The organism is Desulforamulus putei DSM 12395 (genome assembly GCF_900129195.1).
GTDB lineage: Bacteria > Bacillota > Desulfotomaculia > Desulfotomaculales > Desulfotomaculaceae > Desulfotomaculum > Desulfotomaculum putei.
Genome location: NZ_FQUY01000012.1, coordinates 37,148 through 58,969 on the forward strand (window position 1 = coordinate 37,148; position 21,822 = coordinate 58,969).

At 53.2% G+C, this 21,822-nt stretch carries 25 protein-coding genes, 1 riboswitch and 1 other annotated feature; of the genes, 19 read left to right on the forward strand and 6 right to left on the reverse strand.

Going from position 1 to position 21,822, the window contains the following annotated elements; genetic code table 11:
- Window positions 1–8: 8 nt before the first annotated feature.
- The 3 genes from BUB67_RS09115 to BUB67_RS09125 all read right to left on the reverse strand — a co-directional run bounded on the left by BUB67_RS09115 (window position 9) and on the right by BUB67_RS09125 (window position 3,180).
- Window positions 9–1,220: a Ger(x)C family spore germination protein gene (locus BUB67_RS09115; protein ID WP_073239039.1), complete on the reverse strand. Its 1,212-nt coding sequence runs from the start codon at window positions 1,218–1,220 to the stop codon at window positions 9–11.
- A 12-nt stretch (window positions 1,221–1,232) separates the two neighbouring features.
- Window positions 1,233–2,849 (reverse strand): spore germination protein, encoded by a 1,617-nt coding sequence (locus tag BUB67_RS09120; protein WP_238457004.1) that lies wholly within the window; start codon window positions 2,847–2,849, stop codon window positions 1,233–1,235.
- A 130-nt stretch (window positions 2,850–2,979) separates the two neighbouring features.
- The gene (locus BUB67_RS09125; RefSeq protein WP_073239041.1) at window positions 2,980–3,180 is read right to left on the reverse strand and encodes a hypothetical protein; all 201 of its coding nucleotides are present in this window, start codon (window positions 3,178–3,180) and stop codon (window positions 2,980–2,982) included.
- A gap of 324 nt (window positions 3,181–3,504) precedes the next feature.
- Here BUB67_RS09125 and BUB67_RS09130 point away from each other — a divergent pair, with 324 nt between their 5' ends.
- Entirely contained in the window at window positions 3,505–3,684 is a 180-nt protein-coding gene (locus tag BUB67_RS09130; protein WP_238457008.1) for a sigma factor G inhibitor Gin, read from the forward strand.
- Here BUB67_RS09130 and BUB67_RS09135 read toward each other — a convergent pair.
- Complete coding sequence (locus tag BUB67_RS09135) at window positions 3,639–3,908, reverse strand: hypothetical protein (protein ID WP_073239043.1); 270 nt, start codon at window positions 3,906–3,908, stop codon at window positions 3,639–3,641. The two genes, BUB67_RS09130 and BUB67_RS09135, sit on opposite strands and share 46 nt — an antisense overlap.
- A 269-nt stretch (window positions 3,909–4,177) precedes the next feature.
- Here BUB67_RS09135 and BUB67_RS09140 point away from each other — a divergent pair, with 269 nt between their 5' ends.
- From BUB67_RS09140 to rsmI, 6 genes are read left to right on the forward strand one after another with little or no spacing between them, the layout of a single operon-like run.
- Window positions 4,178–5,626, forward strand: coding sequence for an aminotransferase class I/II-fold pyridoxal phosphate-dependent enzyme (locus BUB67_RS09140; RefSeq protein ID WP_073239045.1), 1,449 nt, complete (start codon window positions 4,178–4,180; stop codon window positions 5,624–5,626).
- Window positions 5,627–5,686: 60 nt separating this feature from the next.
- Entirely contained in the window at window positions 5,687–6,310 is a 624-nt protein-coding gene (gene tmk / locus BUB67_RS09145) for a dTMP kinase (protein WP_073239152.1), read from the forward strand.
- Complete coding sequence (gene holB / locus BUB67_RS09150) at window positions 6,303–7,331, forward strand: DNA polymerase III subunit delta' (RefSeq protein ID WP_073239047.1); 1,029 nt, start codon at window positions 6,303–6,305, stop codon at window positions 7,329–7,331. The genes tmk and holB overlap by 8 nt, the downstream gene beginning before the upstream one ends.
- Window positions 7,300–8,148 (forward strand): PSP1 domain-containing protein, encoded by an 849-nt coding sequence (locus tag BUB67_RS09155; RefSeq protein WP_073239049.1) that lies wholly within the window; start codon window positions 7,300–7,302, stop codon window positions 8,146–8,148. The genes holB and BUB67_RS09155 overlap by 32 nt, the downstream gene beginning before the upstream one ends.
- The gene (locus BUB67_RS09160; protein ID WP_073239052.1) at window positions 8,123–8,437 is read left to right on the forward strand and encodes an initiation-control protein YabA; all 315 of its coding nucleotides are present in this window, start codon (window positions 8,123–8,125) and stop codon (window positions 8,435–8,437) included. The genes BUB67_RS09155 and BUB67_RS09160 overlap by 26 nt, the downstream gene beginning before the upstream one ends.
- Window positions 8,427–9,281 (forward strand): 16S rRNA (cytidine(1402)-2'-O)-methyltransferase, encoded by an 855-nt coding sequence (gene rsmI, locus BUB67_RS09165; RefSeq protein WP_073239054.1) that lies wholly within the window; start codon window positions 8,427–8,429, stop codon window positions 9,279–9,281. Before BUB67_RS09160 ends, rsmI begins: the two co-directional genes overlap by 11 nt.
- Before the next feature lie 169 nt (window positions 9,282–9,450).
- Here the strand turns inward: rsmI and BUB67_RS09170 are convergent, their stop codons facing one another.
- Window positions 9,451–9,711 (reverse strand): AbrB/MazE/SpoVT family DNA-binding domain-containing protein, encoded by a 261-nt coding sequence (locus BUB67_RS09170; protein WP_238457005.1) that lies wholly within the window; start codon window positions 9,709–9,711, stop codon window positions 9,451–9,453.
- A 181-nt stretch (window positions 9,712–9,892) separates the two neighbouring features.
- Window positions 9,893–10,135: a binding site (T-box leader), on the forward strand.
- A 57-nt stretch (window positions 10,136–10,192) separates the two neighbouring features.
- On the opposite strand from BUB67_RS09170, the gene metG reads away from it, so the two are divergent.
- From metG to BUB67_RS09190, 4 genes are all read left to right on the forward strand, one after another.
- Complete coding sequence (gene metG, locus BUB67_RS09175; protein ID WP_073239058.1) at window positions 10,193–11,743, forward strand: methionine--tRNA ligase; 1,551 nt, start codon at window positions 10,193–10,195, stop codon at window positions 11,741–11,743.
- Window positions 11,744–11,804: 61 nt separating this feature from the next.
- Entirely contained in the window at window positions 11,805–12,578 is a 774-nt protein-coding gene (locus BUB67_RS09180) for a TatD family hydrolase (protein ID WP_073239061.1), read from the forward strand.
- A 102-nt stretch (window positions 12,579–12,680) separates the two neighbouring features.
- Window positions 12,681–13,211, forward strand: a complete 531-nt coding sequence (gene cobO, locus BUB67_RS09185; RefSeq protein WP_073239064.1) for a cob(I)yrinic acid a,c-diamide adenosyltransferase — start codon at window positions 12,681–12,683, stop codon at window positions 13,209–13,211.
- A gap of 238 nt (window positions 13,212–13,449) precedes the next feature.
- Entirely contained in the window at window positions 13,450–14,085 is a 636-nt protein-coding gene (locus tag BUB67_RS09190; protein ID WP_274377237.1) for a cyclase family protein, read from the forward strand.
- Between the two features lie 52 nt (window positions 14,086–14,137).
- Here the strand turns inward: BUB67_RS09190 and BUB67_RS09195 are convergent, their stop codons facing one another.
- Entirely contained in the window at window positions 14,138–15,166 is a 1,029-nt protein-coding gene (locus BUB67_RS09195) for an SPOCS domain-containing protein (protein WP_073239067.1), read from the reverse strand.
- A gap of 336 nt (window positions 15,167–15,502) precedes the next feature.
- Here BUB67_RS09195 and BUB67_RS17215 point away from each other — a divergent pair, with 336 nt between their 5' ends.
- From BUB67_RS17215 to thiE, 8 genes are all read left to right on the forward strand, one after another.
- Window positions 15,503–16,225, forward strand: coding sequence for a 3D domain-containing protein (locus tag BUB67_RS17215; RefSeq protein WP_274377235.1), 723 nt, complete (start codon window positions 15,503–15,505; stop codon window positions 16,223–16,225).
- A 149-nt stretch (window positions 16,226–16,374) separates the two neighbouring features.
- The gene (locus BUB67_RS09205) at window positions 16,375–17,310 is read left to right on the forward strand and encodes a G5 domain-containing protein (protein WP_238457007.1); all 936 of its coding nucleotides are present in this window, start codon (window positions 16,375–16,377) and stop codon (window positions 17,308–17,310) included.
- Window positions 17,311–17,417: 107 nt separating this feature from the next.
- Window positions 17,418–17,515: riboswitch (TPP riboswitch) on the forward strand.
- Between the two features lie 81 nt (window positions 17,516–17,596).
- The gene (gene thiD / locus BUB67_RS09210; protein WP_073239073.1) at window positions 17,597–18,403 is read left to right on the forward strand and encodes a bifunctional hydroxymethylpyrimidine kinase/phosphomethylpyrimidine kinase; all 807 of its coding nucleotides are present in this window, start codon (window positions 17,597–17,599) and stop codon (window positions 18,401–18,403) included.
- A 32-nt stretch (window positions 18,404–18,435) separates the two neighbouring features.
- Window positions 18,436–18,636, forward strand: a complete 201-nt coding sequence (thiS, locus tag BUB67_RS09215; protein WP_073239075.1) for a sulfur carrier protein ThiS — start codon at window positions 18,436–18,438, stop codon at window positions 18,634–18,636.
- A gap of 3 nt (window positions 18,637–18,639) precedes the next feature.
- Complete coding sequence (locus tag BUB67_RS09220) at window positions 18,640–19,413, forward strand: thiazole synthase (RefSeq protein WP_073239156.1); 774 nt, start codon at window positions 18,640–18,642, stop codon at window positions 19,411–19,413.
- Between the two features lie 12 nt (window positions 19,414–19,425).
- Window positions 19,426–20,532: a 2-iminoacetate synthase ThiH gene (gene thiH / locus BUB67_RS09225; protein ID WP_073239077.1), complete on the forward strand. Its 1,107-nt coding sequence runs from the start codon at window positions 19,426–19,428 to the stop codon at window positions 20,530–20,532.
- 11 nt (window positions 20,533–20,543) lie between these two features.
- A complete protein-coding gene (gene thiF / locus BUB67_RS09230) occupies window positions 20,544–21,176 on the forward strand; it encodes a sulfur carrier protein ThiS adenylyltransferase ThiF (protein ID WP_073239158.1) in 633 nt (210 codons plus the stop codon).
- On the forward strand, window positions 21,166–21,822 hold the full coding sequence (gene thiE / locus BUB67_RS09235) for a thiamine phosphate synthase (RefSeq protein ID WP_073239079.1): 657 nt from the start codon (window positions 21,166–21,168) through the stop codon (window positions 21,820–21,822). The genes thiF and thiE overlap by 11 nt, the downstream gene beginning before the upstream one ends.

Here is a 21,822-nt window from a genome sequence, read left to right on the forward strand (position 1 = left end):
ACGACCTCCTATTTTTGGTTCTTTCTGGGATTGATAGAGGTGGTTATCAGTCCAAGGCCTTTAAGCTTAGGTTTTACTGCAATCTGTACCTCCAAGTCAGGAAAAATGTCCGGCCACTGCTTGGACAGCTCTTTGTTCCAGGCTTCCGGAAAAGTTCTGTGGACTGCTCCGGCAAAACCCAGCACGTCGGAATTAAGCTCCTGACAGCGGGTGACGCCCGCCATCATTTCCTCCTGAATTTTTTTGGCGATCACCTGTTCCAGTTGCTTTCTAACATCTGCATCAATCTTGAAAATACCGGGGCTGGCCTCGGCTAGGTTACATTCTGTTTTCACATCAAGTTTTATGATCAGCCTGCCGTCCATCACCCGGGGTTCAATTTTAGCGGAACTCTTAAGAATTTCAAAAACCACTTTCTTCTTCTCATAGTCAGTAACAAGCAACCCCTGCTGGACTTCGCCTCTCACCCACAAAAGGCCCCTGCTCTCGGTGGGATTCAGCCAGCCCACCATGCGGTCTTCCCTGAAAACAGCGGTATCGGTGACCCGCAATTCAAAAGTTTTTTTTGCTTTTTCCACCGTTTTCACCGCTTCTTCCTTGGGTTTCATAATGCCTTCGAAGAAGGTTACACCGGCTGTAAAGGGTTCCTGGTCAGGACTGTCCAGCATCTGAAAAAAGTCCCCCAGGTTTAAAACCGCGTATTTGGAAGTACGCTCCCGCAGATCAATTATATCGGCCAGAGCTCTGGCGGGGGGCTGCTGGCCCGTTTCGCCGGCCTCTAAAATATCTTTGATTTGTTCATCCCTGGCAATCAGGACCCAGTTGCTTTGCTTAAATTCAGGATCCCTTTCCAGAAAGTCCATAACATCCAGTACACCTTGTCTGGCTAACTTTTCGGAGATTAAAATCACCTGGTTATGGGACCAGAAGAACTGGTTGGGCGATTGGAGCGCCAGGTTTCTCACCGCATCAAACACGGTCTCGCCGGTGGAGTACCAGTTGTGGTAGGGCGGCTTATCATTTCCGGCGCCGTCCCCCACTGCTCCGGTAGGCTGAGGGCGAACCGTTTGGACAACCAGTTCTATGGCGCCGTCCTCTTTCCGGTCAATGCCAAAGCCTACCACGATGGCCGTTTTTTCAGCCTCCCGCAAGTCCCAACAGCCGGTCAGTGTAGATAATAAAAACAAGAGAATCGCGATACGGAGAAGTCGAACCGCCATGGCTGTTCCTTTCTAACCTTTGTTTGGACCGGGCTTCAGGTTTTTGCTCATACGGTTTACATTTCTCTGCACCATTTCAGCGGGCCGGTTCCTTCTGGTCCAGTGGGGCGCCACGATGAGGGTGTCTTTAAAAGACTGCCAATTAAAGGGTGACAGGGGGCTTAAGTAGGGTACGCCGAAGCTTCTCAGCGAACACAGGTGCAGCAGTATGGCCAGCAGCCCCGTCATTAATCCAAATAATCCCAGGAAAGCCGAAGCCAGCATTAAGGGAAAACGCAGCAAACGGACAGACTGACCCAGGTTGTACTGTGGTATGGTAAAGGTGGCAATGCCGGTTGTAGCCACCACAATAATCATGGCCGGGGAGACGATATTGGCCTGCACCGCTGCCTGGCCGATGACCAGAGCGCCCACAATGCTGATGGTCTGGGCCAGGGTGGTGGGCAAACGGATACTGGCTTCCCGCAGGGCCTCAAAGAGAATTTCCATAATCAAGGCCTCAATAACGGCCGGGAAGGGCACGCCCTGGCGGTTGGCTGCAATACTGATAAACAGGGTGGTGGGGATCATCTCCTGGTGAAAATTTGTCACGGCAATATACAGAGACGGTAAGGTTAACGCTAAAAAGAAGGAAAAAAGCCTGATCCACCTGACAAAGGTGGCAAAGTAAAATTCTGTGTAATAGTCCTCGGAACTTTGTATCAGCGAAAAAAACTGTCCCGGGACTACCAGTGCAAAGGGGGTGTTGTCCGTCAATATGGCGACCCTGCCCTCAAGCAAATCCGCTGCCACCTTGTCCGGGCGTTCGGTGGCAATCACCAGGGGGAAGGGCGAGTACGGGCTGTCCTTGAGGAAGTGCTCAAGGTAACCGCTTTCCAGCACCGCGTCAATGTCAATACGGTTCAGCCTTTGCCTCACTTCGGCCACCAGGTCCTCGGAGACCAAACCCTTCAGGTAAAGGACGGACACGTTGGTGGCGCTTATTCTTCCGATCTGATAGTTTTCCACCACCAAATTGGGTGTTACCAACCTCTTCCGAATCAAACTGATATTGACAGAAAGCAGTTCAACAAAGGCTTCCCTGGGACCGCGGATGGCGTTTTCCTGGATAGGTTCCGGAATCCCCCGACCATTGTATCCCTTGCAGCTAATGATGAAAGCCCGGGCAAAGCCGTCTATGAATAAAACAACTTCTCCCACCAGTACATGGGAGACGATGGTTTGAAAATTTTCTCCCTTTTGAATCTCTGCCTTGGCAATAAGACCTCCCTGCGTTAATAATTTCAGTAACTTTTGGCCGGACTTTTCTCTGGCATTTGCCTCCAGGAGGGGTCTCATGATATCAGAGCCCAGGATCTCGGAATTAATCAGGCCGTCCATATAACAAATGGCTGCCTTAATCGGTTCCTCCAGCCCCAGTACAAAATCCCTCTTGACAAAGTCAACGTTATGACCCAGGATGTTGATAATATGCTCCAGGTTCCGGGCAAGGGAGCGGTCCACGGGAAGTTCCATAAGTTCCTGCCTGGTATAGACCTGGTTCAGGTTCAGTTCTTGTTGTCTATAGGGCATCTCTTTTTTTTCGGCGTGTCTGAAAAACAATTTTATAAAATTACTCAGGATACTCAATTTGTCCGCCCTCCTTGGGGGAGTTCCTTGCCATGTCTGAACAAAGATACTGAATATAAGAACAAAGTTAATCCCAAATTAACAAAGGTGATGGAAGCCGGAAAGGTGTACTGGGAAAAATCTAACTGTTTTATCGGGATACCTTTAACCCCAGGGAACTGGAAAGTACCGCAACCAGCAAACCAAAGGCCAGAGCAATGAACAGTGACATCCAGGAACTCATGCCGGCTCCTTTGGCCACAATTCCCGATACAAACAAAATGGATGTGGCATAGACAATCATGACCATAGCCGTGGCCTGCCAGTGTGAAATGCGCCAGGGTTCCAACATTTAAGTCACCACTTTTTTGCCGTCTGTGATTAGTATTTATATCTTTGACAAAAAAGATGTACAATAATAGCAAAAAACTACTTTGTTGCTTGTTAAAACCATGATTGGAAAAAATATTCAACGGAGATATTTAAACCTGTTGCAGAGGAAAAGAGCGGTTGGCCCAAATTAATATACCGGTTTTACAACCGGTATTAAAGAGAAGGTTTGCCAGCACCAAAACCTTTGCAGGAGCATAAATTAAAATAACGAAGTTTTAAACTAACGTTTTTTGACGAAAATAGAAGCAGCGGGGGCGAGGGGGGTTCGGTGATTGTGAAAGAAATGCCAGAGTGCATATTATGTCGGTCAGTCCTGCATGAAAAAAACGCAGGCATTATCATTCTGGGCAAGGGTATTTGTTCTGTTTGTGAGCAAAAAATCACCGACCTGGCCTGGGATGACCCGGATTATGACACTTATATAAGCGGTCTTAAGAAAATTTGGCGCTGCAAGGAGGCCTGAGTTTTTGCAAGGGCCTCTTTCTTTTTTTCCAACCGCAACCTGCGGTGGGCCAGTTCAATGTCCGATTTTATCTGGCGCAATGTCATTAAATCAACGCCGGTTTGGGTGGCCACTTCCACATCGCTTCTGCCCTCTTTCCACAATTTTATCAGCCTGGAAACACTGGTCCTGTATTTTTTTGATAAAGCCTTTTCATCAATCTGCGGGGACTTCGCTTGCCGCATCATGGTGCTCCTTTCTGCTTATGCTGCATTTCTTTGGGGTCAGGCCTTTAGCCATTAGCTGTTGGCCGTTAGCTTTTGGGGTTTATTTTTAAAAAAGCCAGTGGCCAATGGCCAAAGGCCATTTCTTAAACAAGTCTTCAAAGTTAGCTTTCCCTTACGGATTTGAGCTATAAGGCTTAAGTTATTCCAAAGAAATCAGAAACTAAATTAGCAGTTAAAAAGTGTATATGATAAAATAAATTGTTAAGATATTTTCAGAGGTTGTTAAGATGACACAGCAGCGAGCCCCTCTCTGGGAGGCCCTGGTAAAACATTTGACCGCGCCGGGGGCGCAGTTTCATATTCCCGGTCACAGGAGCGGGGAAGCCATTCCGCCTGAATTTTTACAATTGGCAGGCCCGGGTATGTTCCGAATGGATTTAACGGAAATCCCCGGTCTGGATGATTTACACAACCCGCAGGGGGCCATTGCCGAAGCGATGGAACTGGCAGCCGGGGCCTACGGAGCCGACAAAAGTTTTTTTCTGGTAAACGGCACCAGTTGTGGGCTGATGGCTTTAATACTGGCCTGTTGCGGCCCGGGAGATAAAATTATCGTTCCCCGAAACGCGCACCGTTCTGTGGTCTCCGGGTTGATATTATCCGGGGCAATACCCGTTTATTACCAACCGGCGGTTCTCGATGATTTTGCCTGTTTAGCCGGCCCGGATGTTTTACAAATTAAAAAATTATTGAGTGAAAACCGCGACGTTAAAGCCGTGCTGGCCGTAAATCCTACCTACTACGGCGTGGCAGGGGATATCGCTTCTTTGTCCGCTGTTTGCCACGGGGCCGGGGTACCCCTGCTGGTAGACGAAGCTCACGGGGCCCACCTGCGATTTCACCCGGAGCTGCCGCCGGACGCCCTGAGCTGTGGAGCAGATGCGGTGGTGCAAAGCACCCATAAAACCGGCGGGTCCCTCACCCAGTCCTCCATGCTTCATTTAAAAGGAAAACGGGTTGACCACGGGCGGGTGGCGGAAGCCCTGCGTATGCTTCAGAGCACCAGCCCCTCTTATCTCCTGATGGTGTCCCTGGATGTGGCTCGCCGGCAGCTGGCCCTGAAGGGGAGGGAACTGCTGGATAAATCCCTCCGGCTGGCCGGCTGGTGCAGGGACAAGCTGTCTAAAATGCAAGGGGTAAGGGTTTTAAGCCGGGAGCGCCTGGGGGCGGCCGGCGCCGCTTTTCTGGACCCCACCCGTTTAACCATATCGTTGCTCCCTTCGGGTCTCACCGGTTATAGAACAGCCGAACTCCTCCACCACAGATACCATGTCCATGTGGAAATGGCCGATGCCGCCGGTGTGGTGGCAGTGATCTCCCTGGGCGCCAATGAGGAGGACTGCCGGCGGCTGTTTCGGGCCATTGAGGAGCTGGTGGTCACCGAGGCAGGGGCCCCCCTGCACTTGCCGGAGCCCCCAAGGTTACCCCCCCCGGTGGTGGCATTAGCCCCCCGGGAAGCCTGGCAAAAACCCGGTCAATATGTATCGCTGGAGAATTCCCTGGGCATGATCTGTGGGGAAACCGTTGCCGTGTACCCGCCCGGCATCCCGGTCATTTGCCCTGGGGAAGTCATAGAACAACCGGTCCTGGACTATCTCCTGGAAGTCAGGCAGCGGGGCCTGCATGTGCAGGGACCCGGGGATGGAAAATTGCGGAAGTTGAGGGTACTGGTGTAGAGGATACAGCCCTTTAAAAGCGGGCCGTTGGCCATTGGCCTTCAGCAAAAACCATTGGAGGTGGGCAGCATATTCATCGTATTCGAAGGCGTGGATGGGTCGGGAAAAACCACCCAGCTCAACCTGTTAAATAAATATTTAATTCAAAAACAAATCCCCACTTATACCACCCGGGAACCGGGAGGCACTCCGGTGGGGGAGAAAATCCGGGAACTGCTGCTGGATCCAAACTTTTCCGAAATGCAGGGACGCACCGAGGCGTTGCTTTATGCCGCGGCCCGGGCCCAGTTGGTGGCTCAGGTGATCCGGCCCCGGTTGGAACAGGGCAGGGTGGTGCTGTGCGACCGCTACATTGACTCCAGCCTGGCCTACCAGGGTTATGGCAGAGGGATGGATACCGGTTTTTTGGCGAGCATTAATGAATTAGCCACGGGAGGTCTGTGGCCCAACCTGACCATCCTGTTGGATATACCTCCTCGGGAGGGTTTGGTTCGGTCCAGAAAGGACCGGCCGGCGGACAGGCTGGAAAATGAATCCCTGGAGTTTTATCAAAGGGTCCGCAACGGGTACCTGGCGTTAGCCCGACGGAACCCGGAGGCTTATCTGGTGCTGGACGCCCGGCGGTCCATAGAGGAGCTCCATACCGTCATTTGCGGAGTGGTGGGTGGTTTAATCTGTGTATAAATTAAATAATATTATCGGGCATCAGGAAGTGATCCGGACCCTGAGAAATTCCCTGCAGAGAAACCGGGTGGCCCATGCCTACCTCTTTATGGGGCCGCCGGGGGTTGGCAAACAAACAGTGGCGCAGGCCTATGCCGGAGCGCTGTTATGCGATCAACCCAGTGAGGGCGATGCCTGCGGCTGCTGCCGTTCCTGCCGGCAGATAGAAGGAGGAAACCATCCCGACTTGCATCGCTTGGAGCCCACCGGGACCACCATCAAAATTGAACAGGTCAGGGAGATGCAAAGTCAGGTGCAATATAAGCCCTACCAGGCCGGTCGGCAGGTCTTCGTGGTGGAACGGGCGGAAGCCATGACCCAGGAAGCAGCCAATTGTTTTTTAAAAACATTGGAAGAGCCCGCCGGTCAAACGGTCTTTATTTTGTTAAGCGACCAGCCCTATGCCCTGTTGCCCACCATTTTGTCCCGTTGTCAGCAGTTCCAGTTTCGGCCCTTGAGCAACCGGGAAGTGGCGGCAGGGTTGGTCAGCCTTTGTGCCATGAACAAAGAAGATGCAACTAAACTGGCCCCTTTGGCAGGGGGGAGTTTGGGCAGGGCGGTTCGGCTGGCTAAGGGCGATGACCAATGGCCCTTACGGGCCAAGGCCTTGGAGTTGGCGCAGTGGTTACCTCAAACGAATAAAATCCGGGCCCTGGAATTGGCGGAACAGCTTTCCGGCGACAGAAATGAAGCGGCAGAGTATTTGGAGATCATGTTATTATGGTTTCGTGATTTACTGGTCTATCAGTACACAGGCAAAAAAGAGATTTTAATAAACCAGGATAAGCCGGAGAAAATTGTGGAACAGTCAAACCGGTATGATCCCTCTGTTCTTACGGAAATACTTGAAGAAATAAAACTGGCCCGGGAGAGAATTCTGGCTAATGCCAATACACGAATGACCTTGGAGGTTCTCATGTTGAAAATACACTCCCATGGAGGAAACTGGAATGGCAGTAAAAGTAGTTGGGGTTCGCTTTAAAAAAGCGGGCAAGGTATATTATTTTGACCCCGCAGACATTCCTTTGGACAAGGGTGATCACGTGGTGGTGGAAACCACCCGGGGTATTGAATACGGAGAAGTGGTGGTGGCCCCCCGGGAAGTGCCCGATGAAGAGGTGGTGGCGCCCTTAAAGCAGGTACTGCGCAAGGCCGCCGGGGAAGATGACCGGCAGGTGGAAGCCAACCGGGAAAAGGAAAAGAAAGCATTTCAGGTGGCCCTGGAGAAAATTGCCGCCCATCAACTGCCCATGAAGCTGATCGGTGTGGAGCAAACCTTTGACGGCAACAAGATCATCTTCTATTTTACCGCTGACGGCAGGATAGACTTCCGGGAACTGGTCAAGGACTTGGCGGCGGTCTTCCGAACCCGTATTGAACTTCGCCAGATTGGGGTGCGGGATGAGGCCAAGATGGTAGGCGGTCTGGGTTGCTGTGGCCGGGAATTGTGCTGTGCTTCCTGGCTGGCGGATTTTGCGCCGGTTTCCATCCGGATGGCCAAGGAACAGAATTTATCCTTAAACCCCACCAAAATTTCCGGTATTTGCGGGCGGCTGATGTGCTGTCTCAAATATGAAAACGATGTTTACGAAGAGGCCAAGGCAGGATACCCCGAGGTCGGTACCCACGTACTGGCACCGGAAGGAGAAGGAAAAATCGTTGCCATCAATATCTTCCGCAAGACCGTTAGTGTAGAATTGCAGGAGAGCAAAGCTGTCCGGGAATATCCTTTAAATGAATTAAAAATCAAGAAAGGCCGAGGTGAATGCAACTGTGGCTGCCCTGCCCGGCAGGATTAATCGTTTGGAACAGGCCCTGCGTCAAATTTGTGACGAAGTGGATCGACTGAAGCAAGAAGTGAAAGAATTGGAAGACGAAAACGCCCGGCTGAGGCGGGAAGTGGCGGGCCTTTATTTGGAAGACGGCGGGGGAGGCGACATTCAGAATAAGCCCGGCGCAAGGAATTTATGGAATTTATACGACAAAGGATTTCACATCTGTAACCTGTATTTTGGCAAGGGGCGAGAGGGAGAATGCATCTTCTGTTATGCCCTGATGAATAGAGGAGAACAGTGTGATGGAGCGTAAGGCCCCAGGTGTCCTGTATCTCTGCGCCACCCCCATTGGCAATTTGGAAGATATCACCCTCCGGGCGTTACGGGTCCTGAAAGAAGCAGATTGTATCGCAGCAGAGGATACCCGCCACACCAGAAAGCTGTTAAGCCATTACGAAATTCACACGCCCTTGGTCAGCTACCACTCCCACAGCAGCGAGAGTAAAGAAGAACACCTGATCCACCGCTTGCTGCAGGGGGAAAACATCGCCCTGGTTTCGGATGCCGGCATGCCGGGGATTTCGGACCCGGGCGCTGATCTGGTACGCCAGGCCCTGCAGCATGGCATTGAAGTGATTCCCGTTCCCGGCCCCTCCGCCGCTATCGCGGCCCTGGTGGCTTCCGGGCTGCCCACCCATAAATTTGTTTTTGAAGGGTTCCTTTCCAACCAGCGTAAAACCCGGCGCAAGCAACTCCAGGCCCTGCGGTGGGAACAACGGACCATGGTGTTTTACGAATCCCCCCACCGGCTGGCGGATACCTTGAGGGACATGCTGGCGGAATGGGGCGACCGGCCCTGCACGGTGGCCCGGGAACTGACCAAACTCCATGAAGAATTTAAACGGGGCACCCTCTCGGAACTGGTGGAATATTACAACGAAAACCGCCCCAAAGGGGAGATCACCTTAATCGTGGGGGGGCTGCCTCAAGAAGAAGCAGCAGCCCGGCAGCAGGAAAAATGGGCAGACCTTTCTTTAACAGAACACGTGGCAGCCCTAGTGGCACAGGGAGTTGAAAAGAAAGAAGCCATCAAACAGGTGGCCCGGCTGAGGGGAATTTCCAAAAGAGAGGTTTACGCGGCGGTACATGAGGCTTAAGGGTATTCCTTTGGGGTCTGGCTATCAGCCGTCAGCTTTTTAACTGTTAGAATCAAGCGATACTCGCTTGACAAGAGCCATAACCCATAATTGGCTGATGGCTGGAACCATGACTTTACAGAAAAATAAAAAGCGAGAGACCTTCCAGTCCCTCACTTTTATATACCCACTATACAACTTCTTTAGTTATATTTTCTGCCATGGCAGTGGCGCACTCGCGGCAGACCATTTTGCCTTTGTAATGCTGTACGTCCGAGGCGTTACCGCAGAAAACACAAGCTGGTTCATATTTGCGCAAAATAATTTTTTCATTGTCAACGTAAATTTCCAGGGCGTCTTTCTCATCTATGCCCAGTGTGCGGCGCAACTCAATCGGAATAACCACCCGACCCAGCTCGTCCACCTTGCGAACAATACCTGTGGATTTCAATCCGCTTTCCCTCCCCATCTTTTACATTCGACAATATACCAGAATTTACTACAACTAATCATACCAGTCATACCCGTTACAATCAATATTTTACTTTTATTTTTTGTAATAAAATGGTATAAATACCACAGGGACAGGGGAAACTTGACATGGCAGTTTTTGTTGGTTAAAATCGAGATTGTTAAAGGCGATAATGGGGATGAGTAAGTCGGGGGACCCTTACAGAGAGCGGGGGGAGGTGCAAGCCCGCAGGGAAAACCGGTTGAACATGGCCCCGGAGCTGCCGGTTTGAAAGTCGCCAGTAGGGCCGGACGGTGGAGCACCGTTATTTGCTTGTTTAGTGCAGTTAATGCGCTACTGAGACTGCCCCCGTAAGGTGGCAGTGAATCAGGGTGGTACCGCGGGTTCATACCCCGCCCCTGCAAAGGGGCGGGGTTTTTGTTTATCTCTTTATATTATTTCATGAAGGGAAGGGAACGCTTTGACAAAACCTGGTTTTTACATCACCACACCCATTTATTATCCCAGCGACAACCTGCATATCGGCCATGCCTATACCACCGTGGCAGCGGATGCCATCGCCCGCTACAAGCGGCTCACCGGACATGATGTCTGGTTTCTCACCGGCTCGGATGAACACGGGCAAAAAATTGAGCGGGCGGCCAGGGCCAAAAACCAAACCCCCAAGGAATACGTGGATCATATTGTGGCTGGCTTTAAAAGGCTGTGGGAGCGGCTGGATGTCAGTTACAACGACTTTATCCGCACCACCGATGAACGTCACCGCAAGGTGGTACAACAGTTTTTCCAGCAGCTCTATAACCAGGGGGATATCTATAAGTCCGAGTACGAGGGCTGGTACTGCACTCCCTGCGAAACCTTCTTTACCGAATACCAGCTGGTGGAAGGCAAATGCCCGGACTGCCGGCGGGATGTGGAAAAGGTACGGGAGGAAAGTTACTTCTTCCGTATGTCCAAATATGCCGATCGCTGGTTGAAGTTCATCGAAGAAAACCCGGACTTTATTCAACCGGTTTCCCGCCGTAACGAGATGGTCAGCTTTGTCAAACAGGGACTGGAAGATCTCTGCGTTTCCAGAACCACCTTTGACTGGGGGATACCTGTTCCCTTTGACCCCAGGCATGTGGTCTATGTCTGGGTGGACGCCTTGACCAACTATATTTCCGCCCTGGGCTACGGCACAGAGGATGACAGTCTCTACCGGAAATTCTGGCCCGCCGATATCCACCTGGTTGGGAAGGACATTGTGCGCTTCCATACCATCATCTGGCCCATTATGCTGATGGCCTTGGGCCTGCCCCTGCCCAAAAAGGTGATCGGCCATGGCTGGCTGTTGCTGGACAGCGGCAAGATGTCCAAATCCAAGGGCAATGTGGTGGACCCCCATGTGCTGGTGGATAAATATGGGGTGGATGCCGTGCGGTATTTCCTGCTGCGGGAACTGCCCTTTGGCTCCGACGGCCTTTACTCCGAAGAGGCCCTGGTAAAGCGCATTAATATGGATCTGGCCAACGATTACGGCAACCTGCTGTCCCGCTCCGCCACCATGGTGGAAAAATACCGGCAGGGCGTCCTGCAGGCCCCCGGCGCCCCCGAAGGACCGGACGCCGAACTGATTGATCTGGCCACTGAAACTCCCAGGCTGGTGGCAGAATACATGGACAGAAGCGAGATTTCCAACGCCCTGGCGGCCATCTGGCAAATGGTGGGCCGGGCCAACAAGTACCTGGAAGAAACCGCTCCCTGGACCCTGGCCAAAAACGGTCAGACCGAAAGACTAAACACCGTTCTATACAACGTGGCTGAAGTAATCCGTTTTGCCACCATCATGGCCTCTCCTTTTATGCCCAACCTGCCCGGTCGTGTCTGGCCCCAGCTGGGTATTGCAGACAAACCGGAACTGCACACCTGGGACAGTCTCCGCTGGGGCAAACTGCCTGCCGGAACCACCGTGAAACGGGGCGAAGTGCTGTTCCCCAGGATTGACCTGAAGTTGCTGGAGCAGGCCTAAAGGTGCTGCTTAGGAGTGCATATATGAAGAGTGCCACCACCGACCCAACAGGAGGTCTACCATGCTGATTGACTCCCATGCCCACCTTAACAACGAACGTTTCAACGAAGACCGCGCCGACGTCATTGCCCGCTGCGGCCGGGAACTGACTGCCCTCATCAACGTGGGCTATGACCTGGCGTCCTCCCGCCGGTCCATTGATCTAGCAGAAAAATACCCCTTCATTTATGCAGCCGTCGGCGTCCACCCCCACGACGCCAAGGATGTGCCGGAGGACTATTTACAGCAACTGAAGGAGATGGCTGCCCACCCAAAAGTGGTGGCCGTCGGCGAAATCGGCCTGGACTACTACTACGACCTGTCACCCAGAGACGTTCAGCAGAAAGTCTTCCGGGAGCAACTGCTGCTGGCCAGGGAACTGAAGCTCCCCTTTATCATCCACAACCGGGACGCCCACGGGGATATCCTGCAGGTACTGCGGGAAGAGGCCCCCTACCCGGCCTCGGGGGTCATGCACTGTTTCTCCGGCAGTTGGGAAGTGGCCCGGGAATGTATCAAACTGGGACTGTACATTTCCCTGGCCGGACCTGTTACCTTTGCCAATGCCGGCAAGCTAAAGGACATAGCCGTTAAAATTCCCCTGGACCGACTGCTGGTGGAAACAGACTGCCCCTATTTAACCCCCGTACCGCACCGGGGCAAGCGTAACGAACCGGCCTACGTACGCCATGTGGTGGAACATATTGCCCAGCTACGAGAAATGAATCCCGAAGAACTGGCACACCTCACCGCCGCCAATACCATTACCTTGTTCCACCTACCCATCAAAAACTAGTCGAATTCAAGTCAGGGACGGTTCTTGACTTGAATTCAAAATTCTGGAATTCAAGTCAAGAACCGTCCCCGACTTGAATTGAGTGGAAATGGGGGAGTTTTTTTGGAGAAGGAAAAAGGATTGGTTCTGGTTTTTACCGGGAACGGCAAGGGGAAAACCACCGCCGCCCTGGGGCTGGCCCTGCGGTCTTGGGGCCATGGCAGGAATGTCTTGATGCTGCAGTTTATCAAGGGCCGGCAGTGCGGGGAGCACTTGGCGGCGCAGTGCATGCAGCCGGGATTTGAAATCCGGCCCCTGGGGCTGGGGTTTATCAACTTGCACAACCCGGTAGATGTGGCCCGTCAGCAGCAGGCTGCCCGGCAAGCGCTACAACAAGCGGAAGACGCCATGCTGTCCGGGCAATACCAACTGCTGATCCTGGATGAAATCCTGTACGCTCTTAAATATGGGCTTCTTGAACTACCGGCCGTGCTGACATTGATGGACAAAAGACCGGAAGCCCTGCACCTGGTGCTCACCGGCCGGGACGCCCCACCGGAAATCATGAACCGGGCCCATCTGGTCACCGAAATGAAGGAAATCAAACACCCCTACCAACAGGGAATCCCTGCCCAGAAGGGGATTGAGTATTAGACTTAAGGGGATTCCTTTGGGGTCTGGCTGTCGCCTGACGGGTCAAGCTTACGGGTCTAGTAGTTAGACTAACGGGAATTCCTTTGTAGAGGTGAAGTGCCAGGTACTTTTTAGAAATCCCTGGCAGTGGTTTTCTGCCAGGGATTTCCTCGAGCAAAAGACTCAAGAGAACCGTCCCCCTGAGTCCCAAAGAGAACCGTCCCCCTGAGTCCCAAGAACAGGAGGTAAAGCCATAAAGATCCTCGACCTTACCCGCACCATCACCCCGGATATGCCGGTCTATCCCGGCACCAGGCCGCCGGCACTGATTGACGCCTGTGCGTTGGAAAGGGAGGGCTTCCGGGAAACCGAATTGAGAATGTTTTCCCACACCGGCACTCACATGGACAGTCCTGCGCACCTGTTTGCCGATGGTAAGACCCTGGATCAGTTTCCGGCGGATTCCTTTTACGGTCCGGCCTTGGCGGTGGATGTGTCTGCCGTTAAAGGGCGGATTCAGCCCGAGGACTTGCTTCCCCATCAACAGGCGTTGCAGGTCGTTCAGTTTCTCATCCTTTATACCGGCTGGGAACATTTTTGGGGTCAGCAGGAGTATTTTCAAGGGTTCCCGGTCCTATCCCCGGCGGCGGCCCGCTGGCTAACTCAGTTTAATCTCAAGGCCGTAGGGGTGGATGCCATTTCCGTTGATCCTGTGGAAGCGGCCTCCCCGCTGTTCATCCATAAAATTTTCCTTGGCCAAGAGATCTTGCTGATAGAAAATCTCTGCAATATCCAACCCTTGATTGGCCGAAACTTTACTCTTTGCTGCCTGCCGTTGAAGACCCGCCGGGCAGACGGCGCACCGGCCAGGGCGGTTGCCATTGAACGCGTATAAAAAGAGGAAGAACCTCAAGGCTTTTTCTGAGGTTCCTCCTCTTTTTATTTTACTAAACACCCACCTGGCCGAAGGTGACGTCATCAAGCAAGGCGGCGCAGGTATTCCAGGGCTGTGGTGTAAAGGTAAAGCTTACAATGGCGGAAGCAGTGCCTTCGGGAGCGGGCGTGCCGTTGACCCGGAACTGCCGGTAAGTATCACTGAGCTGCTGGGATGTAATGGTTTGCTGGACGGTACCGGTGGGGTTGCCAGCGGCATCCAGAAACTGAATCTGCGCCACCAGGGTGAAGTCGCAGGGGTCCCTGGGCACTTCAACGGAGCGGGCCCAGAAGGTCAATTCATAGGCGGTTCCGGGCAGTACATCCGGTACATTGCGGGACATGCCGGCAGGCAGGGTCGGGCAACAACCCAGCTGGGCGGCCTGGCCGGTACGGCCGTAAGGGTTGGGGCAGACGTTTACACATTGCCACTGGGCGGGGCAGTTGCCAATCCAATCTTCAAAGGTTTCATCCTGAATTCCCAGGGTGGCGGTGGGCTCGCAGCCGTTGGGGAAAACGGAAACAAACAGTTGAGTCTGTTCAACAATTTTCAGTGTAAAGGATACATCCACCACCTGCTGGATCCTGGTGGGTCGGGGCAAATCAAAGCTGACGTTCACGTCGACATTGCGAAAATCAATTTCCACGTTCTGGGGTTCCAGCACGATCAGAGGCGGAGACAGGGTGATGGCTTTGGTAAAATCAATGTCTTCGCTCATGTGACGAACATGATCATCTTTATCAACATAGAAAATTTGCTTGTGGACGGTGCCGTGAATATTTATTTTACGAATTTCCCTGGGTTGATTGCCGCACTGGGGATCGCCAAAGTGCACGGTGGCCTTGGGGCTGTTGCAGACCCCCTCCTTGGTAGGGGCGGTAAATACCGGGTCAGCTTCCAGGTCCCGAACCACCACATCGATGTGATCCACTTTTTTTACTGCTTCAGGCGGGCAAGTGATGTTTTCAACGGTTACCGACCCAGCCGTTTCACCCACTACCACCGGCAGTTTAACCAGCTGGCAGACAGTGCCGTTAGGCATAAACCAATACCTCCTCATCCTTTGTTTATCCTTTATTTGTGGTCAAGCTCGGCGGGCAAGCATGACCGGGTGGTATATTATATTCACTAATTGTCAAAATGAGGCGTGTCCCATTGAATGAATACAGGAATCATGGCCTGCCACTCTTAAAAATGGCATGATTTCCCGCAACCTGAATATATTTGATGGTAAGGACTTGCCAAACCAGAGGGGGGAACTACCATCGATATACGGATTTGTTTGATACGGCAGGACAAGGCGTGTCGGCTCCTCTTAGGGGTATTATTAAGTTTTGCGGCCCTTCTTTTTTACTGCCTCATCTGGGGCAAACACCTGGTGATCTCTGTGGACGGCAGGGAAATCCCACTGCTTCAATTCCGGGGCACGGTGGCGGATGCATTGGGGAAGGCCGGAGTAACTTTAAGAGAAGCAGATATTGTGGAGCCTTCCCCGGGCTCCCGGGTGGTTGATGACCAGAGGATTAAAATATCCCGGGTGACCACCGAGGATATCACCGATCCGCAATTTATTCCCTTCCGGGTGGAGAGAAAAGCGGACCGTACACTGGCTCCCGGCCAACAAAAGGTAATCCGGTACGGGAGTTACGGATTAAGTCGTAATTATGTCCGGGTCACCTACCAGGATGGTAAGGAAGTAAAACGACAGGTCATGGGCAAAGAGGTGGTCAGGAAGCCGCAGCCCATGGTGGTGGCCTGTGGCCCCAACTTTGCGGTATCCCGGGGCGGCAAGCTCAGGGGAGCCGTCCGGACCAATTTTACATTGGAAAAGAGCGGCAAAGTTATGACCGCTGTGTCCACCGCTTATACCCACACCGGCCACCGTATGGCCACGGGGCTTTACCCCTATGAAGGCGTGGTATCCGTAGACCCCCGGGTGATTCCCCTGGGTACAAAGCTATATGTCGAAAATTATGGTTATGCCGTTGCTGCGGATACGGGCGGCGGCATAAAAGGCAACCGTATCGACGTTTTTTTCAACACCTACCAACAGGCCATAAGCTGGGGTAGGCGCACGGTCAAGGTCCATATCCTTGAATAATTGTAAAAATCATATCTTCAAAACTGCCAAAAACCCTGACGTCCCCTGTTGCTCATGGGTGGAATTTGTATGAATTTTTGGGAAGGGTTGCCATGTCCCCTGGGAGAATATGGGTATAAAAGCAATACCCTATCCACGAGAGGAGGTTTATGATGGATTGGTGCCCGGTGGAATGGCCAACTAGATCCCATGCCAGCACAATGGCAAAATTGCAGGCTAGACAGTCCGGCAGAAAAGCAACCATGGCCGGTCTTTTGGGGATCCTCGTTTTATTCTTGATGGCGGCGGCGGCGCTGGGCTATGCCCTGTGGTCCGAAAAGATTGTTTTGCCGGAGGCCCTGACCCATGCAAAGGCTTTTCTGAAAGAAATTGTGTCCGGTGAAATCACCGTCACTTTAACCGTGGACGGTAAAACCACGGTCATTCAAACAAAGGCGCACAATGTTCAGGAGCTGTTGGCGCAGCGGGGCATCACGCTGAAGCCGGCGGATCAAGTGCTGCCGGCTCTCACCGCTTTACTAAAAAAAGACATGGCAATCAAGGTGATCCGGGTTGAAGTGAAGACCATTACCAAAGAGGTAGCCGTACCCTTTGTTACCGAGCGAATTGCCAACCCCGAGCTGCCCGGTGGATTCGCCAGGCTGGTAAAAAAGGGCCAACCGGGCCTGCAAAAGGAAACTTGGCGCATTCGCTATGAAGACGGCAAGGAAGTTTCCCGCACCTGTGTGGCCAGGGAAATGATCCGGGAGCCTGTAAACGGCCTGGTTCAATACGGCACCCTCAGCGCCATCAGCCGCGGCGGGCAGCCGTTACGGGTCTCCCGGGCCCTGGACATGCTGGCCACAGGGTATACTTACACCGGCTTCAACACCGCTTCCGGTATCGCGCCAGGGCCGGGGGTGGCAGCCGTTGACCCCAGGGTCATCCCCCTGGGCACCAAGCTGTATATTGACGGCTACGGAAAAGCTACGGCTTTGGATACCGGGGGAGACATTAAAGGGAACCGCATTGATTTGTTTTATGAAACCAAAAATGAAGCTCTCCGGTGGGGGGTAAGGAAAACAAAGGTATATGTGCTGGAATAGTTGGGAGGAAGGCCTCCTTTTTTTGTGCCATTTCGGAGGGAATTTTTACATATGCTGGATAACATCTTGCATTTCATTTAAAATGATGTATGATAGGTATAACTTCATATATGCCACAGGGGAGCGAAAGCTGAGAAAGGTTAAGACCTGACCCTCAATACCTGATCTGGGTAATACCAGCGAAGGGAGTGATTCACGTTTTGATTCGGTGTGCTTTCCTGTGGGTTTGAAAGCACACCTTTTGTGCTTTGGATGGGTATTTAAAACTTTCAAGGGAGAGATGCCGATGAAAAATGTGCTGACCATAGCGGGTTCTGATTCCTGTGGCGGAGCGGGCATCCAGGCCGACTTAAAAACCTTCAGTGCCCTGGGGACCTACGGTATGAGCGCCATCACAGCGGTTACCGCCCAAAATACCACCGGGGTGTTTATGGTGAAGGAACTGGATGTGGAAACGGTGGCGGCCCAAATTAACTGTATTTATGATGATATTGAGGTGCATGCCGTAAAAATCGGTATGGTCTCCAGCAGCGAAATTATTGAAACCATCGGCAGATGTTTAATGGAGAAAGGGGCCCGCAACATCGTGGTGGACCCGGTGATGGTATCCAAAAGCAAGTATAAATTGCTGCGGCCCGAAGCCTGTGCAGCCCTGGTTAAGGTTTTATTGCCCCTGGCGGATGTGGTGACGCCCAACATTCCGGAAGCGGAGGAACTCATCAAGGGGTCTATTGGGACCGTGGAGGATATGAAGCAAGCAGCCAGGGAGATTTACGATATGGGACCGAAGAATGTGATCATCAAAGGGGGCCACCTGGCAGGCGATGCGGTGGATGTGCTGTATGACGGCCGCCGGATGGTTTTATTTGAAGGCCCGCGGATTGCCACCCGAAACACCCATGGTACCGGTTGCACCTTTTCTTCCGCCATCGCGGCCTATCTGGCCCGGGGTTATGCCATGAAGGAAGCCGTCGGCGCGGCCAAAGAATATATCACCACAGCCATCGCCCATTCCCTGGCCCTGGGCCGCGGAGCAGGGCCTACTCACCATTTTTATTCCTTATACAAGAAGGCGGGTCTGATCCATGAATAAAACCGGGCGACCTGCCAGGGAGGTGAATTTCTTTGAAGATTTTTTATAACGGCAGGGAACTTATTGTGGAGGACGGCAGCACCATAGCCGGGCTGCTTGGCCGGCGGGGGCTGAACCCGGACACCGTCATCGTTGAATATAACTACCGGCTGGTGAAAAAGGAAGAGTGGTCAAGCATCACCTTGCAAGAAAACGACAGCATCGAAGTGCTGCGATTTGTGGGAGGAGGTTAAATGATGAAAGATGTTTTTCATATCGGGGGAAAAGAATTAACCAGCCGGTTGTTCCTGGGCACCGGCAAATATTCCTCCAATCAAATGATTCCCAGCATCATGGAGGCCTCGGGTGCACAGGTGGTCACGGTGGCCATGCGGCGGGTGGATACGGATTTCGAGGAAGAAAACATTTTGAACCACATCCCTGCCCATTGCGTCATCATGCCCAACACCTCAGGGGCCAGAAATGCCAGGGAGGCCGTTCGTATCGCCCGGCTGGCCAGGGCGGCGGGCTGCGGGGACTGGATAAAAATTGAAGTGATTTCCGACAACCGGTACCTGCTGCCGGACAATTACGAAACCATCAAGGCCACCGAGACGCTGGCCGCCGAGGGGTTTAAGGTATTTCCCTACATGAGCCCGGATTTGATGGTGGCCAAGGAACTGGAAAAGGCCGGCGCTGCTGCCGTGATGCCCCTAGGGGCCCCCATTGGCAGCAACCGGGGTCTCAAGACTAAGGAACTGATTCGCATCCTGATCGAAGAAATCTCCCTGCCCATTATCGTGGATGCGGGCATCGGCAAACCCTCCGAGGCCGCCGAGGCCATGGAGATGGGCGCTGCGGCGGTCCTTGTCAACACCGCTGTGGCCACCGCCCGGGACCCCGTCGTGATGGCCAGGGCCTTCGGCCTGGCCGTGCAAGCGGGCCGGGCCGCTTTCCTGGCGGGCCCGGGGGCTACCCGCCGGTATGCCAGCGCATCCTCGCCGCTGACAGGATTTTTAAGAGAAGATTAAGGAGTTGGGGCTGTGAGCTTTTACCAGAAGTACCTGCGGTACAGGGATTTTGATTTTAACGAGTTCTTTAACAGTGTAACCGTTGCAGAGGTTGGGAGGATTCTTGACAAACACCGGCTGTCAGAGTTGGACTACCTGGCGCTGCTGTCACCGGCTGCGGAGGACCTTTTGGAAGAGATAGCCCAGCGGGCCCACCGGTTGACAGTCCAACATTTTGGCCGGACCATCCTTTTATACACACCCATGTACCTGGCCAATTACTGTGTGAATAGATGTGTTTACTGCGGTTTTGCTGCGCACAACCAAATTAAGCGGGAAAAGTTGACCCTGGAAGAAGTGGAGGCGGAAGCCAGGGTCATTGCTGCCACCGGCCTCAAGCACATCCTGATCCTGACCGGCGAGTCCCGGCATCATTCCCCGGTATCCTATATCCGGGACTGTGTGAAGGTGCTGAAAAAGTATTTTACTTCCATCAGCATCGAAATTTATCCCCTGGAGGAAGCGGAGTACGGGGAACTGATTGCCGCCGGGGTGGATGGGTTAACCCTCTACCAGGAAGTTTACAATGAGGAAGTTTACGGGCAGTTACACCTGGCCGGCCCCAAGCGGGATTATCTGTGGCGCCTGGAAGCCCCGGAGCGGGCCTGCCGGGCCGGCATAAGGACCGTTAACGTGGGAGCCTTGCTGGGCCTGCATGACTGGCGTTCCGAGGCCTTTTTCACCGGCCTGCATGCCAATTATCTGCAAAACCGGTACACCGATGTGGAGGTCAGCATATCGCCGCCCCGCATGCGCCCCCATGTGGGGGGATTCCCGCCCAGGGTGGTTGTCAGTGACAAAAACCTGGTGCAATATATCCTGGCCTTCCGTTTATTTATGCCCCGGGGGGGCATCACCCTTTCCACCCGGGAATCCGCAACCCTCAGGGACCGGCTGCTGCCGTTGGGGATTACCAAAATGTCCGCCGGGTCCTGCACGGCGGTGGGGGGCCGGGTCAAAGGGGAGGAGCCCGTGGGTCAGTTCGATATTTCCGATGACCGGGATGTCCGGGCCATGGTCAGCATGCTTTACAAACAGGGCTACCAGCCGGTCTTTAAGGACTGGCAGACGTTGGATTGAGGGTTGGTGCCATGAACGAGTTTGTAAAAGCTTTAAGCATGATCTTCGGGCCGGAGGATCTGGCCAAAATCCAGCGGGTCCGGGTGGGAATCGCGGGGGCCGGGGGGTTGGGCTCCAACTGCGCCCAGTTCCTGGCCCGCAGTGGTTTCCAAAATTTTAAAATCGTGGACTTTGACAGGGTGGAATACAGCAACCTGAACCGGCAGTTTTTCTTTTACCACCAGGTGGGCGAAGCAAAGGTGGAGGCTTTAAAAAGGAACCTGCTGCAAATTAACCCCGATATCAAACTGGATGTACTGCAGGTTCAAATTCATCCGGACAATATCGGCTCCCTGTTTGAGGATTGCCATGCGGTGGTGGAGGCCCTGGACCGGCCGGAGTACAAAAAACTGGTGGTAGAGTCCTATCTGCCATCCGGCAAGCTTTTGGTGGCAGCTTCCGGGTTGGCCGGCTGGGGGAACACGGATCAAATTAAGGTTCACAGGGTAAAGGAACATTTTTTCCTGGTGGGGGATCTGGTGTCGGAGGTGCAGCCCCATTGCCCGCCGGTGGCCCCCGGGGTGGTTATCACGGCGGCCAAACAGGCGGATGTGGTGCTCAGATACTTTTTAGGAAAGTGCGGGGTGAAAAACATTGACAGTTAAACGGGGTTTGGCGGAGTTTTTAAAACCGGGTATCTATGGTATTACCGCCGAAGAATATTCGCGGGGCAGGGATAACATCCAGGTGGTGCAGGACATGCTTGCCGCCGGGATAAGAATCATACAGTACCGGGAAAAAGAAAAAAAGGCCCGGGAAAAATACTTGGAGTGCATCAAAATCAGGGAACTGACCCGCCAGGCCGGCGCCACCTTTATTGTCAATGACAATATCGACCTGGCCTTGATTGTGGATGCTGACGGTGTTCACATCGGGCAGGACGATCTGCCACCAGAAAAGGTTCGTGAACTGGTGGGGGAAGAGCGGATTATCGGCCTGTCCACCCATTCGCCGGCCCAGGCCAGGGCAGCCCTGGCGGCAGGCGTGGATTATATCGGCGTTGGTCCGATTTTTGCCACCCGTACCAAAAAAGACGTTTGTGACCCGGTGGGGCTGGCATACCTGGAATATGTGGTGAAAAATATAGACTTGCCCTTCGTTGCCATCGGCGGCATCAAGGAGCATAACATCCGCCAGGTAACCGCCAGGGGCGCCCGTTGCGTCGCCCTGGTGACAGAAATTGTGGGGGCGGCAGACATCGTGGCCAAGGTAGCGGCTTTACGACAAGAAATGACAAAGGGGCAGCCTTAG